The organism is Curtobacterium sp. ZW137 (assembly GCF_003762905.1).
Lineage (GTDB): Bacteria > Actinomycetota > Actinomycetes > Actinomycetales > Microbacteriaceae > Curtobacterium.
In genome coordinates, this window is record NZ_RJKS01000004.1 from 220,434 (window position 1) to 235,634 (window position 15,201).

The following is a 15,201-nucleotide window of genomic DNA, read 5'->3' on the forward strand; positions in this document are numbered from 1 at the left end:
TCACTGCGCCTCGGGCCGTGCCGGCGTGCCGCTCGACACCGGGTCCCTGAGGTCGCGGGACTTCTCGGACTTGTACCAGTGCAGTCGCGCGCCGGTCTCGACCGGCTGCATGCCGACCACGACCTTGCCGCGCGAGTGCATCTCCGCCAGGTCCTCGTACGCGTCGACGATGTACTCGAACGGGTAGTACCCCGAGATGATGAACTGCACCTTGTGCCGCTGCACCAGGTCACCGAGGGTGGTGAGCATCTCGATCGCCTCCTGGTCGTCGCCGGGGGCCCGCAGGAACCGGATCTCGAGGTCGCGCCGGTCCTCGCTGGAGACGAACCGCTTCTCCGGGACACCGAGCGACTCCGCGAGGGCAGCGTTCTCGCCCTCGTCCCGGTTGTCGATGAAGGCCGTGATGGGGCGGCCGTCGGCGATCTCCCGGATCCGGTCCGCCTCCCCGTCGCCGTAGGCAACAGGGAGCGTCCCGATCTGCCGGAGCGCGTCGTGGTTGCGCGGACTGCCGAGCCCGATCACGGTCGCGCCGGCCTCGTGCGCGAGCTGGCACTCGATGTGTCCGACGCCACCCGCCGCGGCGCTGATCACGACCGTGTCCTGCGGCCCGAGCTTCAGCGACCGCACGACCGAGAGCGCCGTGCACCCGGCGAGGTACAGGCTGCCCGCGACCTCGAACGTCATCGTGGAGGGCTTCTTCACGACCGCGCCGCGCGGGACGGTCACCCACGTCGCATGCGCGCCGCCGTGGGGTGCGTGCCCCATGACCTCGTCGCCGACGTGCAGGTCGCGCACCTCGGTACCGCGGGCGCGGACGACGCCGGCGAAGTCGACGCCCTGGTGTGCTGGGAACTCGAGGTCGACGTGGTCCTGCAGCCGGCCTTCGCGGAGGAACCGCTCGATGTGGTTCAACCCGGCGACCGACACCTCGACGACGACCTCGCCCGGTCCGGGCTTCGGCTGTTCCTGGGTGACGAGCTCGACGACGTCGAATCCGCCGTAGCGGTCGTACTGCACTGCACTGCCGGTTCGCATGGCGCACTCCTTCGGACGTTGTTGCACCGGCCTACTCGCGCTGCCGAGGAACTGCCTGCGCGTCCGGGGTACCGGCAGCTCCGCTGCACCGGACGGGAGGTACGGCGTGCGTCCGACCCGTCGGCCGCGGCGATCCGACGGCCGGCTTCAGTGCGCGCCGGCTTCGGCGATGATCGCCGCGACCGCGTCCGTGTCGTGGTGCACGGCCACCGTGTCCGATCCCGCGACGGGGACCCGGACCGGGGTGGACCAGAGCGAGCCGTCCTCCGCGACGTCCACGACCAGCGCGCCTGTGCCGACGTACGCCGTCTCGGAGCCGTAAGCACCGATCACGTCGGTGTCGTTCGCGACGCCCGGGGCGACGAGGACCGGCACCCCGCCGATGCTGCCGGCGAAGTGGTGGTGGTAGTGCCCGGCCAGGACGACCCGCACGTCCGAGCCCCGGAGCACGTCGGCCAGGTCGCCCGGGTTCTGCAGTCGCAGCGCTTCGTGCAGGGCGGTCGGTGCGGGCAGCGGCGGGTGGTGCAGCACGACGATCGACCCGTGCGGCGCGCCCGCGTCCTCGGCGAGTGCCGTCCGGAGGCGGTGGAGGGTCTCCTCGCTCAGGGCGCCGTAGCCGGCACCGGGAACGCTCGTGTCGACGGTGAGCACCCGACGCCCGGCGACGAGCGACTGGCCCCAGACGGGGACGGTGGGCGGGTGGTACTCCATCGTGTGCATCACGGGGCGGCCGCCCTCGCCGAGGACGTGCCCGTTCGCGAGGACCTGCCGGAACCCCTCGCGCTGGTCGTGGTTGCCCGGCACCGTGACGAGGGCCGCGCCGTGTCGGGTCGCCCAGCCCCCGACGCGTTCGAGGAGCACCGCGTAGGACTCGGGCGAACCGTCCTCGGAGACGTCCCCGGAGACGACGACGAGGCCGACCCCCTCGACCGCGTCGAGTCGTTCGAGCAACGTGTCGAGCACCGCCGTGGTGTCGACCGTCCCCTGGTGCAGGGCACCGTCGCCGGTCAGGTGGGTGTCGGACAGGTGCAGGACGCGGAGCGTGCCGGGAGCGGGGGTCTGCATGGCGCCACGCTAGCGACCGGAGCGCTCAGCCCGCGACCGTCGCGAGGATCGCCGGGCGTTCCTGGGTGTCACCCTGGTCGATCCAGGAGAGCACCTGGGCCGTGATCTGGTCCGTGGACGGGTCGGTGTCGGTCGCGAACGCGATCGCGGAGCTCCACCGCTCCCCTGCTCCCACGTGCTTCGTGACGGTCCTCGTGTCGACCACCTGGTGGTCGTCGGCGTCGCCGTGCCAGGCGGTCGCGTCGACCACGACGTCGCGGGGTTCGTCGCAGCGCAGGTCGAACACGACGACGCCGTGGACGTGGTCCGCCTCCGCCGAGGTGACGGCACAGCCGGGCGCGTCCGGGTCCGCCTGGGCCGGTGCGGCGCCGAGCAGCAGCGCTCCGGCGACGGCGAGCGCTACTGCCGTCGCGGTGGTGCTGGTCTTCGTCGTCGTGAACATCATCGTCCTCTCGATCATCCAGTGTGCAACATGTTGCATTCTGGTCTGCCTTCGCCGAGTGCGCAACAGTGGCGCTCTGCAGCATGCGAGACGCCACTTGCTGCGCTCTCGACGAAGCCCCCTCCCGGACCGGCAGCCGGCAGGCGGGCCGTCAAGCGAGCGCGCTCGACACGGTGTGCGACCCGGGGCCGAACTCCGTCGATGAACCGTCGGGCAGTCGGACCTCGGCCGTCGTCCCCGGCGGCACGTCGACCGTCAGGGTGACGACCCCACCCGCAGCGGACCACCGCACCCCCGCCGTCCCGTACGGCGTCCGGACCGAGCACGACGCTGCCCCGACGGCCCCGCACACGGCCGGCGCGACGAGGAACCGCCGCCACCCGGGCGACACCGGCCGCAGCCCGGCGACGTACCCGGTGAGCCAGTCGTCGACCGTGCCGAGGAAGTAGTGCCCGTGCGACCGCGCGGCGAGGTCCCAGTGCTCGAAGGTCGACGTCGCGCCGGCCGCCCACCAAGCACCCCACGACGGCACCGTCGTCTGCCGGGCGACCGCGAGCGCGACGTCCGCGTACCCAGCGTCGGTCAGCACCGGGAGCAGCCACTTCGTCCCGATCGCCCCGGTGTCCAGGTGGTCTCCTCGGGCCCGGACGTCCGCGGCGAGCGCCGCCGCGATGGACGCCCGGTCGGCGGGCGAGCGCACCACGTCGAACGCCAGCGCGAGCACCTGGTGCGACTGCCGGAACCCCTCGTCGCGCGGACCTCGCACGACACCGTCGACGACGAACGCGTCCACGAACGCGCGTCGCACGTCGTCGGCTGCGGTGGCCGCCCACGAGCCGTCCCGGCCGAGCACGTCGTCGATCCGGGCGACGGTGTCGAGGATCCGGACCAGGAACGCCGTCGCCGGGACGCGGGAGTCCTCGGGTGGGTTGCCGCCGCCGGGGTCCGTGCCCGGTGCGACCCAGTCGCCGAGGATCGTGTCCGCGATCCCGCCGGGCGAGCGGGACAGCTCGAAGCGGGCGTACTCCTCGATGGTCTCGACGTGCGCCCCGAGCACGGCCGGGTCCCCCGTGTGCCGGTACAGGTCCCACGGCACCGTCGCGAGCGCGGCGTGCCAGACGGGTGCCCGTTCGTCGACGCCGAAGACCCCGGCATTCGGGGCGATGAGCGCCGGCGGGTGACCCGGCGTGGTCGTCTCGGCGAGGTCGCCGACCCACTTCGTGAGGACGGCCGCGGCGTCGAGGTCGGTCAGGAACATGTCCGCCCCGACGGCGGCGTCTCCGGTCCACCCGTTCTTCTCGTACTTCGGGGTGTCCGTCGGGTACCCGTGCAGGTTGTTCTCCATGGTCCGCACGGTGGCGTCGTGGATCCACTGCAGCAGGTCGTCGTCGACCGTGAACGTGCTCGTGACGGCGGCGTCGGTGCGGACGACGCACGCCACGAAGTCGGACGGGGCGGGTCCGGCGTCCGAGGGCCATCCGGACACCTGCACGTACCGGAACCCCTTGTAGGAGAACCGCGGTTCCCAGGTCACGGCGTCGTCGTCGAGCGTGACCTCGTCCGTCTGGAAGCCGTCCGCGAAGTAGTGCTTCTCGTCGTCGGCGTTCGGCAGTCCGTCGGCGCGGAGCCGCTCGCCGTACCGGATCCGCACGGTGCTGCCGGCAGCACCACCGGGCAGGCGGAGGCGCACCCACCCCGCGATGACGCGGGGGAACGCGACGACCCACTCCCCCGGTGCCGTCTCGACCACCGAGTCCGGGACGAGTTCCTCGACGACGCGGATCGGCTGCTCGAGCCGCGCTTCGAGCCGGCCGCCGGGTCCGGGCACGACGACGGCGGGGCGCACGGCCCCGGCGGACGGTCGGCCGGGTCGACGGCGGAGATCGTGGATCTCGCCGCCGTACAGGTCGTCCAGGAGGATCGTCCCGCGTCGGGCGGTCCAGTCGGGCCCGGTGCCGATCACCTCCACTGCCCCGTCCTCCCGTTCCAGCCGCAGCAGCGCCCGGACGCGCGGCTCGGCGTGCCACGGCGCGCGCTCCCACGCCCAGACGTTCGCGTTCGTCATGCCGAAGAACCCGCGGCCGAGTTCGAGCCCGAGGTCGTGCCCGCCGCCGTCGGCGAACGCGGGCGTCAGGTCGTGCAGGACGACCTGGACCCGCTGGTCCCAGTGCGTGGTCGTCGGCGAGAGGACCTCGTCCGTGGCCAGGCGTCCGTCGACGCGGACGTCGACGTGCCCGCCGGCGGTGACGGCGAGGAGCGCACGGGTGACGGGAGCCCCCGCAGCGATCGTCCGGGCGAGCACCGGTGCCGCGAGGCTGCCGTCCCGCGACCGCTCCCGCGCGTGGTCGGTCTCTGGCGCGCCGTCGGTCGCCGCGACCCAGTCGGCGTCGTGCCAGGCGCGCTCGTCGGTGGGGGCGGGTGTGAACGCTCCGCGTGCGGTGGTGACGGACGCGCCGGAGTCGATCCGGGCCTCCCAATCGTGTCGCCGCCACGGTGCGAACCGGACGCCGCTCGGCGATCGCAGCCACGGTTCGGACGTCGCGACGGGGCCGGAGTCCCAGACGACCGCGTCGCCGTCCCGGACCACGACGCGCACCGCGGTCTGCGGTCCGGTCGGCGTCCAGGCGAACCGCACCCCTTGGTCAGCGGTGCCGACCGCGTCGATCCGACCGTCCGTGGTGCCCAGGGGCTCCATTGCTCCTCCATGCCGCGGTGCACCGGCGCACCGACCGCGTGAAACGATTCACTGCCCGGGCGCCTCGTGTCAAGGGCGGATCTGCCCGAGCCCGTAGCGGCTCGGCGGTTCCCCGAACGTCGCACGGAAGACGCGCGAGAAGTACAGCGGGTCGGTGAAGCCGACGGCCCGGGCGACCTCGCCGACGCGGAGTCCGCTCGTGCGGAGGAGTTCAGCGGCCTCCCGCATCCGGGCGTTCCGGATCCACGCGGCGACCGACGTGCCGAGGTGCGCGGCGAACAGGCGACCGGCGGTGGAGACGCTGCACCCGCCCGCAGCGGCCACGTCGCCAACCGTGAGCGGCGTGTCGAGGCGCTCGGTCACGAAGGCGGTCATGCGTTCGAGCGCGGCGGGGATCCCGTCACCCTGGCCGGCGGTGTGCACCGACTCGGCGCGGAAGAGTTCACCGAGTGCGCGGCTCGCGGACTCGTCCCACGCCTCCTCCCCGAAGCGCTCGACCGTGTACCGGCCGAGCGAGGCGATCCGGCGCGCCAGTGCCGTCGACGCCCCGGAGTGCACCGGGTGACCGGGGTCGCCGTCGCGGGCCGCGGAGGCGTACAGCGGGTCGCCCGGTTGGTGCGCGACGGCGGGCACGACCGGGACGCCGCGTGCGTGCCGCGGCACCACGTGCACGGTGCCGAGGCGGAAGGGCGAGCGGGCGTCGGCGCGGTACTCGACGTCGTGGTCCCACGGCAGGCGGAGGACCGCGCCCGTCGACAGCGTGAACCACTCGTCGCGCGAGCGCACCCGGCCGGTGCCGCCGAGCACCCACAGGAAGCACTCGCTCCGCACGCGCTCGTGCCGGATCCGCTCCCCGGCGCGGAAGCGGTACCAATTCGCCGCGACCACCACGGGGCCGACGCCTTCGTCCATGCAGCGAGGGTAGCTGCTGCCCGTGGTGACCGGAACGTCCATGTTGTGGTCGCTCACCCCATGGGCTGCGCGCGATCGTCGACCTAGCGTCGACGGGACCGGTCGACACACGGCCGGCGGAGCCACGGGAGGCACCATGCGGATCATCGCCGACACCAGTGCGTGCGTCGGGGCGGGCCAGTGCGCCCTCGTCGCCGGCGAGCTGTTCGACCAGGACGACGACGGGATCGTCGAACTCCTGGTCGAGCGGCCGGACGGGCCCGACCAGCCCGACGCCCGACGTGCCGCGGCGCTCTGCCCGGCGCGCGCGATCACGATCGAGGAGTGAGCGTGCACGTCGTCGTGGTCGGCGCCTCGGTCGCGGGCGTCACCTGCGCCGAGGGGCTGCGGGCCGCCGGGCACACCGGGCCGATCACGCTGGTCGGCGCCGAACCACACGATCCGTACGCCCGGCCGCCGCTGTCGAAGCAGGTGCTCGACGGGTCGTGGGAGCCGGCACGCGCCACGCTCCGGACGGCCGCCGCGCTGCGGGAGCTCGACGTGACGCTGCGGAGCGGTGCCGCCGCCACGGCACTCGACCCGCTCGCACACCGCGTCGAGGTCGGGGACGAGCTGCTGGCGTACGACGTGCTCGTCGTCGCGACCGGGGTCGAGGCGGTCCGTCCGTCGTTCCCCGGTGCCGACGGCGTCCGGCAGCTCCGGACCCTCGACGACGCCCTCGCGCTGCGGGCGGCGTGGGCCACGGCCCGGCACGTCACCGTGATCGGGACGGGGGTCCTCGGGTCGGAGATCGCCTCGGCGGCCCGTCGGGACGACCGCGAGGTCGTGGTGGTCGGGCGGAGCGGACGGCTGTCCGCGGGCACCGTCGGGCCGCTGTTGTCCGATCGACTGCTGGCGCTGCACCGCGGGAACGGGGTGGACGTGCGGGCTGGCGTGGGAGTGCGCGGTGTCGCACACGCCGGTGCCGGCGCGGCGACCGGCGCCGGTGTGCGGACCGGCGCGGCGACGGTGTTCCTCGGCGACGGGGACTCCGTCGCCACCGACCTCGTCGTCGCGGCGACCGGCGGGCGACCGCGGACCTCGTGGCTCGCCGGGTCCGGGCTCGACGTGTCCGACGGCGTCGGCTGCGACGAACTCGGCCGTGCCGCCCCGGACGTGTACGCGATCGGCGACGTCGCCCGATGGCGGGACCCGCGCTCCGGTCGGGCCGTCCGCGTCGAGCACCAGACGAACGCCGTCGAACAGGCGCTCTCGGTCGCGGCGACGATCACCGGCAGCGCCGCGACGCCCGCGTCGACGCCGTTCTTCTGGTCCGAGGTGCACGGGCTCCGGATCCAGGCCGCCGGCACCTTCGACGCCGCGCTGCCGCTGTCCCCGTGGCCCGACGACCCCGACGTGCTCGTGCAGCGGGACGGCGTCGGCACCACCACCGGCGTCGTCGGATGGGGTGCACCGCGGGCGTTCCGGCGCGCCCGAACCGAACTCGACCGATCCGCGCCCGTGCCCGTGCCCGTGCCCGTGCCCGTGCGGGCATGAACCCCCAGGAGGCCCCCGTGTCCGGATGCTCGTTCCACCAGCTGCCCGCCGACAGCACCCCGCTCACACCGTCCCTGCGGTTCGCCGCGTGGCGGGACGCCGGCCCGGCCACCCCGCTCGAGTACCAGGACGGCCACGTCGGCCTGGTCGTCACGCGGTACGACGCCGCGCGGGCGGTGCTCGGGGACCCGCGCTTCAGCCAGGTGCCGCACCGGATGCCCTGCGGTCCCGCGCCGGACCCGGCGGAGGGTGGGACGCCGGACCACGACCCGGACCCGGCTGCGCCGCCCGCGCCACCGCCCACGCCACCGCTCGACGACGCCGCCCGGCGCTCGATCGACGCGGCGAACCTGCTCGCGCTCGACGGCGACGTCCACCAGCGGATGCGCCGCGGCGTGACCGGACGGTTCTCGGCGAAGCAGGTGCGCGGCCGCGAGCCCGAGGTGCACGCGTCCGTCGAGCGACAGCTCGAACACCTGCGGAGCACCGGCGGCCCGGTCGACCTCTTCGCGGAGTACGCCCAGCCGATCGCCGCGCGGACCCACTGCAGCGTGATCGGTGTGCACGAGGACCTGGTCCCCGAGTTCTCCCGGCACTTCGTCCGGGGCACCACGACGCAGGAGCGGTTCGACTTCATCCGCCGGGTGGTCGACCGGCGGGCGGCGGACCCGGGCGAGGACGTCATCACGGACCTGCTCGCCTCGGACTTCTCGCGCGAGGAGCTCGAGGGCCTGGTCTTCCAGCTGATGAGCGCCGGCCACGACTCGGTGGCGTACCTGATCGCGACGGCGACGGTCGCGCTCCTGACCCATCCCGACCAGCTCGAGCGGCTCCGGGCGGACCCGGCGCGGGTCGCCCCCGCGATCGAGGAGTTCATGCGCACCGGGGCGATGTTCCTGACGCTGTTCCCGCGGACGGCGACCGAGGACCTGGAGATCGAGGGCGTGGCCGTCCGTGCGGGTCAGACGGTGTCGGTCTCCCCGGTCGGGGCGAACCGGGACCCCCGGCGCTTCGAGGACCCCGAGCGGTTCGACGTGGACCGGGACGCCTTCGGGCACCTCGGCTTCGGCCACGGTCCGCACGGGTGCATCGGCCAGCAGCTCGCCCGGCTGGAGATCCGCCTGGCGATCACCCGGCTGCTGACCGGCCTGCCCGGGCTCCGCCTGGTCGACGCCGAGCAACTCCGCCCGCTGCCGTTCGCGAACCCCGTGGCGACCTACGAGGCGGGCGCCGTCGTCGTCGCGTGGGACCGCGCACGGGATGCGGAGGAGCCCAACACCGACCGCCAGTCAGTTTCATCCATCATTGTGAATTAACACTGGCGCCCATGACCACGGATGCGTATATTCATCGCCACACCGCTGAAACGATTCATCGCGAACGATGAACGCCACCCACGGCGCCCGATCATCAACGACGACGACCGGAGGTACTCGATGACGAGACCACCATTCCCGCCCACCAGGCCCGCGGCACGCGACGTGTCCCGACGGGCGTTCCTCGCCGCACTCGCTGCCGGCACGGCCACCATCGGGCTCGCCGGCTGCACCGTGATCTCCGGCGGCGCCGTCGCCGCCGACCAGCAGGGCATCCGCCTCAGCAAGGACCCGGCATCGGGTCGCGAGCACGTCGTCGAGATGTACAACATCTGGGGCGGCACGCTCGGCAACGCCTGGGTCATGCTCGCCGAGCTGTACGAGCGGTCCCAGTCCCACACCGGCGTCCGCGTGACCTACGCACCGCTGTCCGGCAACACCCAGATCCGCCTGCAGACCGCGATCGCCGCCGGCACCCCGCCGGACCTCGCCTTCTGCACCCCGGAGGAGTACCCGCAGTTCGCGGGCTACGGCGTCGTGACCCGCCTGGACGGCTACATGGCGAAGGCCGGGCTGGGCGAAGCGGACTACGCTCCCGCCGTCTGGAAGCAGATGACCGCGACCGACGGCATCTGGGCGCACCCGATCCTCGTCGACGTGAACTTCCCGCTGTTCTGGAACAAGAAGGTGTTCGCCGCCGCCGGGCTCGACCCGGAGACACCCCCGAAGACGATCGACGAGCTCGACCGCTTCTCGGACGCGATCCTCACGAAGGACGGCCGTCGGGTCACCCGCATCGGCACCATCCCGTGGGACTACTACGGCTTCAGCAACTCGATGTTCACGATGGGCTTCGCCTTCGGCGGCAAGTTCATGAGCGACGACAACCAGGTCGCGACGCCCGACGACGACAACATCGTGCAGGCGCTGCAGTGGATGTGCGACTACGCGAAGAAGGTGGGCGGCGCGAGCCAGCTGGCCGTCACCGCGCCGTCACAGACCCTGCCGACGATCGCCAGCGGCAACGTCGGCATGGCGCCGATGACCACGACCGACAGCTCGAACGTCTACAAGCAGGGCGACAAGGCGAAGGTCGAGCTCGGTGCGGCGCTCTTCCCCTACGCGGAGGGGCTCGGCCAGCCCGGCGGCGCCACCTGGCTCGGCGGCTACGACCTCTTCATCCCGAAGGAGTCCAAGGAGCACGACGCCGCCTGGGACTTCCTGCAGTTCGCAACGGTGTCGGACAAGGGAACCGAGTCGAACTACGAGTACGGCACGCTCCTGCCCGGCTACACGAAGTCCCCGGTGCTCGAGGAGTTCCGCAAGGACCCGAACGTCGCGATCTACCGAGAGGGCCTGCTCGCCGCCCGGAACATCCGCCCGACCATCCCGGTCGCGAGCACTTACGCGACCGCGCTCGACGTCGCCGTCAGCAGCGCGATCTACGGCAAGACGACCCCGAAGCGGGCGCTGCAGAGCGTCGCCTCGCAGGTCAACTCGGCCCTCGACGAGTTCCGGAAGGAGCACCCGTGAGCGTCACACGGAGCATCACGACGCGCGGTGCCAAGCCGCGCGGGACGTCCTGGTTCACCCACTGGATCCCACGCACGCGCGCGCAACGCCAGACGTTCCTGTGGGGCCTCTTCTTCACCGCGCCCGCCATCATCGGGCTCATCGCCTTCACCGGCGGTCCGATCATCACCAGCGCCGTGAACAGCTTCACGAACGCGAACCTGCTCGGCGGCACCCGGCAGTGGGTCGGGTGGGACAACTACCGCCAGCTGTTCGGTGACGGGCAGTGGTGGCTCTCCCTCGGCAACACGCTGTTCATCACCGTGATCTCGGTGCCGCTCGGCATCGCGGTCGCCCTCGGCCTGGCGCTGCTGCTCAACTGGCGCGTGAAGGGCCTCGGGTTCTACCGCGTGGTCTTCTTCGTGCCGTCGATCGTGCCGATCGTCGCGAGCGCCGTGATCTGGGCGTACGTCCTCAACCCGCAGTACGGCGTGATCAACAACGTCCTCGGGCTGTTCGGCATCCAGGGGCCCGGGTGGCTCTCCGACCCGGACTGGTCCAAGCCCGCGCTGATCCTCTTCGGGCTCTGGGGCGTCGGGAACCTCATGGTGATCCTGCTCGCGGGACTCCAGGGCGTGCCGCAGGACCTCCTCGAACAAGCCTCCCTCGACGGGGCCGGCTCCTGGCAGCAGTTCCGGAACGTGACGCTGCCCTTCATCAGCCCGCAGCTGCTCTTCGCGACGATCACGGGCCTCATCGCCGGCTTCCAGTACTTCACGCAGGCGTTCGTGATGACGGGCGGGTACGGCGATCCAGCCGGCTCGACCCTGGTGTCCGGCGTCTACCTGTACCAGTCGGCGTTCTACCACTACCAACTCGGATTCTCGAGCGCGGTCGGGTGGGTGCTGTTCATCATCATCGCCGCCGTCTCGATCCTCGCGTACCGGATCATCGGCCGGCGCGTCTACTACGGAGGTGAGGCGCGATGACCGCCATCCAGAACCCGACCGCCGCCGCGGCGGCCGCTCGCGAACCCGGGCGGAACACCGCACCGAGCAAGCCGGTCCCCCGGCACCGCCGCCGGACCTGGCCGCAGATCGCCGAGTCGATCGCGAAGCACTCCGTCCTCATCGTGCTCAGCGTCGTGTTCCTGATGCCGCTGTTCTGGATGGTGACGGGTGCGTTCAAGACGCAGGCGGACATCGGGGCGTTCCCGGTGAAGTGGTTCCCGGAGACCATCACGACGGGCAACTTCTCCTACGGGCTCGCCACGTTCCCGCTGCTGCAGTACTTCTGGAACACACTCGTGATCTGCGTCCCGTCGATGATCGGCGCCGCGCTCTCCAGCGCGATGGTCGGCTACGGCGTCTCGAAGATCCGGTGGCCGTGGCGGAACGGCGTCTTCACGATCCTCATCGCGACGATGATGGTGCCGTTCTACGTGACGATGGTCCCGCTGTTCGTGGCCTACCGCGACATCGGATGGACGGGCACGTACCTGCCGCTCATCGTCCCGACGTTCTTCGGCATCCCGTTCTTCATCTTCCTGATGCGGCAGTTCTTCCTCGGCATCCCGGAGGCACTGTCCGACGCGGCCCGGATCGACGGCGCCGGCGAGCTGCGGATCTTCATCCAGGTGATCCTGCCGCTCTGCAAGCCGGCGCTGGCAGCGGTGATGCTGTTCCAGTTCCTGGCGTCGTGGAGCGACCTGCTCGGACCGCTCCTCTACCTCACGAAGTCGAGCCAGTACACGCTGTCGCTCGGCCTGACGTTCTTCCAGGGGGCCCAGGGCGACACCGCCGTCGGCCCGCTGATGGCCGTCTCGACCATCATCCTCATCCCCATCGTGGTGCTGTTCTTCTTCGCCCAGAAGACGTTCATCCAAGGAATCACGATGTCCGGGATCAAGGACTGAGCGCAGAAGACGTTCATGCAATCCAACCCGGGCGCATCACGATGTCCGGGATCAAGGACTGACGAAAGGACCACGCATGACCGACACGACAGACATCCTGACGGCCCGGCGGGTGGCCGGTTCCGCATCGACCGACGGGAGGCCCGGCTCGGCTCCCACCGCAGCGCTCGCCCCGACGGGACTCGCCGTCGAACACGTCCGCGAACCGCTCGGGATCGGCGTGGCCGAGCCGCGGCTCTCCTGGCACGTCGCGGAGGCCGACTCCGGCTGGGAGCCCGGCCTCGCCGAGGTCGAACTCCTGCACCGCTCCGCGGGGACCGACACCGGCACCGTGGCCGAGGTCGACGTCTCCGGGGTCCTCGTCCCGTGGCCGTTCGCCCCGCTGGCATCCCGGGAACGCGCCACGTGGCGGGTCCGCACCCTCGGGGTGGACGGCACCGCGACCGACTGGAGCGAGCCCCTGGAGGTCGAGGCGGGCCTCCTGTCCGACACCGATTGGACCGCCTCGTTCGTCGCGGCGCCCTGGCGGGAGAACACCCGCGTCGACCAGGCGCCCCCGATCCTCCGGCGCGAGGTCACACTGACCGGCGACGTCGTCCGCGCACGGCTCGCCGTGGCGAGCCTCGGGCTGCACGAGGTCACGATCGACGGCGTCCGCGTCGGCGACGCCGAACTCGCACCCGGCTGGACCTCGTACGGCCACCGCGTCCGCTACCTCGTGCACGACGCCACGCCGATGCTCACGGGCGGCCCGCGGACCGTCACGCTCGGTGCGCGCCTCGGCGACGGCTGGTACCGCGGCCGGATCACCTGGGACGACCGCGTCCGCGACGTGTACGGCGACCGGCTGGCGCTCATCGCCCAGCTCGAGGTCGAGTACGCCGACGGCTCCACCGAGACGTTCGGCACCGATGACTCCTGGCGCGCGGCGCGCGGCGGGATCCTGCTCTCCGGACTCTACGACGGAGAGAAGTGGGACGGCAGGGTCGAACCCGACGGTTGGCAGGCCGTCGGGTTCGACGACGCCGCGTGGGACGCGGTCGAGGTCGTCGACCGTCCCGACGCGGCACTCGTCCCCTTCGACGGGCCGGTGGTCCGCGTGACCGAGGAACGCGAACCGGTGTGGTCGCGCCGCTGGGACGCCGGCGCGATCCAGCTCGACTTCGGTCAGAACCTGCCCGGGCGCCTGCGCATCCGGAACAAGGAGGTCGGGCCGTTCGGCGTCACGATGCGGCACGCCGAGGTGATGCAGGACGACGAGCTCGCGACCCGGCCCCTGCGCACCGCGAAGGCCACCGACGTCTACTACTCCGGGCCCGGCGACGACGGCAGCGGGACGTGGCAGCCGCGCTTCACGGTGCACGGCTTCCGCTACGCCGAGGTCGAGGGCTGGCCGGCCGCCGAGCTGGAGCCGGGCGACGTCGTCGCCGAGGTGATCCACTCGGACATGCGCCGCACCGGCTGGTTCCGCTGCTCGGACCCGCGGCTCGAACAACTGCACGAGAACGTGGTGTGGTCGATGCGTGGCAACTTCGTCGACGTGCCGACCGACTGCCCGCAGCGCGACGAGCGCCTCGGGTGGACCGGGGACCTGCAGGTGTTCACGCCGACCGCCGCGTTCCTCTACGACTGCGCCGGCGTGGTGCGGTCGTGGCTCCGCGACCTCGCGCTCGAACAGCGCCCGGACGGCGGCGTGCCGTTCTTCGTGCCGACGCTGCCCGATTCCGACCCAGCCGGACACCACGCCGCGGTGTGGGGCGACGCGGCGACGCTGACGCCGTGGGGGCTGTACCAGGCGTTCGGCGACCAGGGGCTCCTCGAGGACCAGTGGGCGTCCGCGAAGGCCTGGGTGGACGGGGTGCTCGCCACCTCGGACGAGGCACTCGTGCGTGTGGACGGCTTCGAGTTCGGCGACTGGCTCGACCCGCTCGCGCCGCCGGAGGACGCCGCCGCGGCGAAGGCGGACAAGTACTGCCTCGCGACCGCGTACTCGTACCGGTCGACGTCGGTGCTCGCACAGTGGGCAGCGGTGCTCGGACACACGGACGAGGCCGCGCACTACGCGGGCGTCGCGTCCCGGATCCGCGTCTCGTGGCAGGACCGCTTCCTGCGCTCGGACGGCACCGTGATCGACGACTCCCAGGCATCGTCGGCGATCGCCATCGTGTTCGGGCTCGTCGACGCTGCAGGGCCGGTCGGTGCGCGACTGTCCGAGCTCGTGCGGGAGAACGGGCACCGCATCGGGACCGGCTTCGCCGGCACCCCGGTGGTCTGCGACGCGCTGCTGCTCGCCGGGCACCCCGACGACGCCTACGGGATGCTCCTGGAGGACTCCTGCCCCTCGTGGCTGTACCCGCTGACGCAGGGCGCGACGACGATCTGGGAGCGCTGGGACTCCCTGCTGCCCGACGGCCGGGTGAACTCCGGCGGGATGACCTCGTTCAACCACTACGCACTGGGGTCGGTCGCCGACTTCATGCACCGCGTGGTCGCCGGCATCGCACCCGCCTCCCCCGGGTACCGGACCATCCGGTTCGCACCGCGGCCGGGCGGCGGGCTGACCTCGGCGGGAGCGACGCTCGACACCCCGTACGGTCGCGCCTCGATCGACTGGTCGGTGGCCGACGGCACGCTGTCCGTCAGCGCGCGGGTCCCGGTCGGGGCGACCGCGGTGCTCGACCTGCCGGGTGCCGCGCCGATCGACCTGGCGCACGGCATGTGGGAGGCGTCCGTCCCGGTGTGACCGGCGGTCCTGCCCGGCGTCAGTCGGGCA

Annotated in this window: 12 protein-coding genes; 7 read left to right on the forward strand and 5 right to left on the reverse strand. The window is 72.3% G+C overall.

Annotated features, from left to right (window positions below; translation table 11 throughout):
• From EDF55_RS14405 to EDF55_RS14425, 5 genes are all read right to left on the reverse strand, one after another.
• Complete coding sequence (locus EDF55_RS14405) at positions 1–1,035, reverse strand: NADP-dependent oxidoreductase (protein ID WP_123655646.1); 1,035 nt, start codon at positions 1,033–1,035, stop codon at positions 1–3.
• A 147-nt stretch (positions 1,036–1,182) separates the two neighbouring features.
• Positions 1,183–2,100: a metallophosphoesterase gene (locus EDF55_RS14410; RefSeq protein ID WP_123655647.1), complete on the reverse strand. Its 918-nt coding sequence runs from the start codon at positions 2,098–2,100 to the stop codon at positions 1,183–1,185.
• A 25-nt stretch (positions 2,101–2,125) separates the two neighbouring features.
• Positions 2,126–2,560: a hypothetical protein gene (locus EDF55_RS14415; RefSeq protein WP_148079028.1), complete on the reverse strand. Its 435-nt coding sequence runs from the start codon at positions 2,558–2,560 to the stop codon at positions 2,126–2,128.
• Between the two features lie 133 nt (positions 2,561–2,693).
• The gene (locus EDF55_RS14420) at positions 2,694–5,237 is read right to left on the reverse strand and encodes an alpha-L-rhamnosidase (RefSeq protein ID WP_123655649.1); all 2,544 of its coding nucleotides are present in this window, start codon (positions 5,235–5,237) and stop codon (positions 2,694–2,696) included.
• 69 nt (positions 5,238–5,306) lie between these two features.
• Entirely contained in the window at positions 5,307–6,149 is an 843-nt protein-coding gene (locus EDF55_RS14425) for a helix-turn-helix transcriptional regulator (protein WP_123655650.1), read from the reverse strand.
• Between the two features lie 136 nt (positions 6,150–6,285).
• On the opposite strand from EDF55_RS14425, the gene EDF55_RS18880 reads away from it, so the two are divergent.
• The 7 genes from EDF55_RS18880 to EDF55_RS14455 all read left to right on the forward strand — a co-directional run bounded on the left by EDF55_RS18880 (position 6,286) and on the right by EDF55_RS14455 (position 15,171).
• Complete coding sequence (locus EDF55_RS18880) at positions 6,286–6,477, forward strand: ferredoxin (RefSeq protein WP_185017414.1); 192 nt, start codon at positions 6,286–6,288, stop codon at positions 6,475–6,477.
• A complete protein-coding gene (locus EDF55_RS14430; protein ID WP_185017416.1) occupies positions 6,474–7,685 on the forward strand; it encodes an NAD(P)/FAD-dependent oxidoreductase in 1,212 nt (403 codons plus the stop codon). Before EDF55_RS18880 ends, EDF55_RS14430 begins: the two co-directional genes overlap by 4 nt.
• On the forward strand, positions 7,682–9,001 hold the full coding sequence (locus tag EDF55_RS14435) for a cytochrome P450 (protein ID WP_123655652.1): 1,320 nt from the start codon (positions 7,682–7,684) through the stop codon (positions 8,999–9,001). Before EDF55_RS14430 ends, EDF55_RS14435 begins: the two co-directional genes overlap by 4 nt.
• A gap of 120 nt (positions 9,002–9,121) precedes the next feature.
• The gene (locus EDF55_RS14440) at positions 9,122–10,534 is read left to right on the forward strand and encodes an extracellular solute-binding protein (protein WP_185017418.1); all 1,413 of its coding nucleotides are present in this window, start codon (positions 9,122–9,124) and stop codon (positions 10,532–10,534) included.
• Positions 10,531–11,502: a carbohydrate ABC transporter permease gene (locus tag EDF55_RS14445; RefSeq protein ID WP_207909581.1), complete on the forward strand. Its 972-nt coding sequence runs from the start codon at positions 10,531–10,533 to the stop codon at positions 11,500–11,502. Before EDF55_RS14440 ends, EDF55_RS14445 begins: the two co-directional genes overlap by 4 nt.
• Positions 11,499–12,428: a carbohydrate ABC transporter permease gene (locus EDF55_RS14450; RefSeq protein WP_123655654.1), complete on the forward strand. Its 930-nt coding sequence runs from the start codon at positions 11,499–11,501 to the stop codon at positions 12,426–12,428. Before EDF55_RS14445 ends, EDF55_RS14450 begins: the two co-directional genes overlap by 4 nt.
• Positions 12,429–12,504: 76 nt before the next feature.
• Positions 12,505–15,171, forward strand: a complete 2,667-nt coding sequence (locus tag EDF55_RS14455; RefSeq protein ID WP_123655655.1) for a glycoside hydrolase family 78 protein — start codon at positions 12,505–12,507, stop codon at positions 15,169–15,171.
• Positions 15,172–15,201: the final 30 nt, after the last annotated feature.

What these genes read in the sequence shown, in the direction of transcription:
- EDF55_RS14450 (WP_123655654.1), top strand. Translation starts at nt 11,499, where the DNA reads ATGACCGCCATCCAGAACCCGACCGCCGCCGCGGCGGCCGCTCGCGAA.
- EDF55_RS14405 (WP_123655646.1), bottom strand. Translation starts at nt 1,035, where the DNA reads ATGCGAACCGGCAGTGCAGTGCAGTACGACCGCTACGGCGGATTCGAC.
- EDF55_RS14440 (WP_185017418.1), top strand. Translation starts at nt 9,122, where the DNA reads ATGACGAGACCACCATTCCCGCCCACCAGGCCCGCGGCACGCGACGTG.
- EDF55_RS18880 (WP_185017414.1), top strand. Translation starts at nt 6,286, where the DNA reads ATGCGGATCATCGCCGACACCAGTGCGTGCGTCGGGGCGGGCCAGTGC.
- EDF55_RS14455 (WP_123655655.1), top strand. Translation starts at nt 12,505, where the DNA reads ATGACCGACACGACAGACATCCTGACGGCCCGGCGGGTGGCCGGTTCC.
- EDF55_RS14420 (WP_123655649.1), bottom strand. Translation starts at nt 5,237, where the DNA reads ATGGAGCCCCTGGGCACCACGGACGGTCGGATCGACGCGGTCGGCACC.
- EDF55_RS14410 (WP_123655647.1), bottom strand. Translation starts at nt 2,100, where the DNA reads ATGCAGACCCCCGCTCCCGGCACGCTCCGCGTCCTGCACCTGTCCGAC.
- EDF55_RS14425 (WP_123655650.1), bottom strand. Translation starts at nt 6,149, where the DNA reads ATGGACGAAGGCGTCGGCCCCGTGGTGGTCGCGGCGAATTGGTACCGC.
- EDF55_RS14435 (WP_123655652.1), top strand. Translation starts at nt 7,682, where the DNA reads ATGAACCCCCAGGAGGCCCCCGTGTCCGGATGCTCGTTCCACCAGCTG.
- EDF55_RS14415 (WP_148079028.1), bottom strand. Translation starts at nt 2,560, where the DNA reads ATGATCGAGAGGACGATGATGTTCACGACGACGAAGACCAGCACCACC.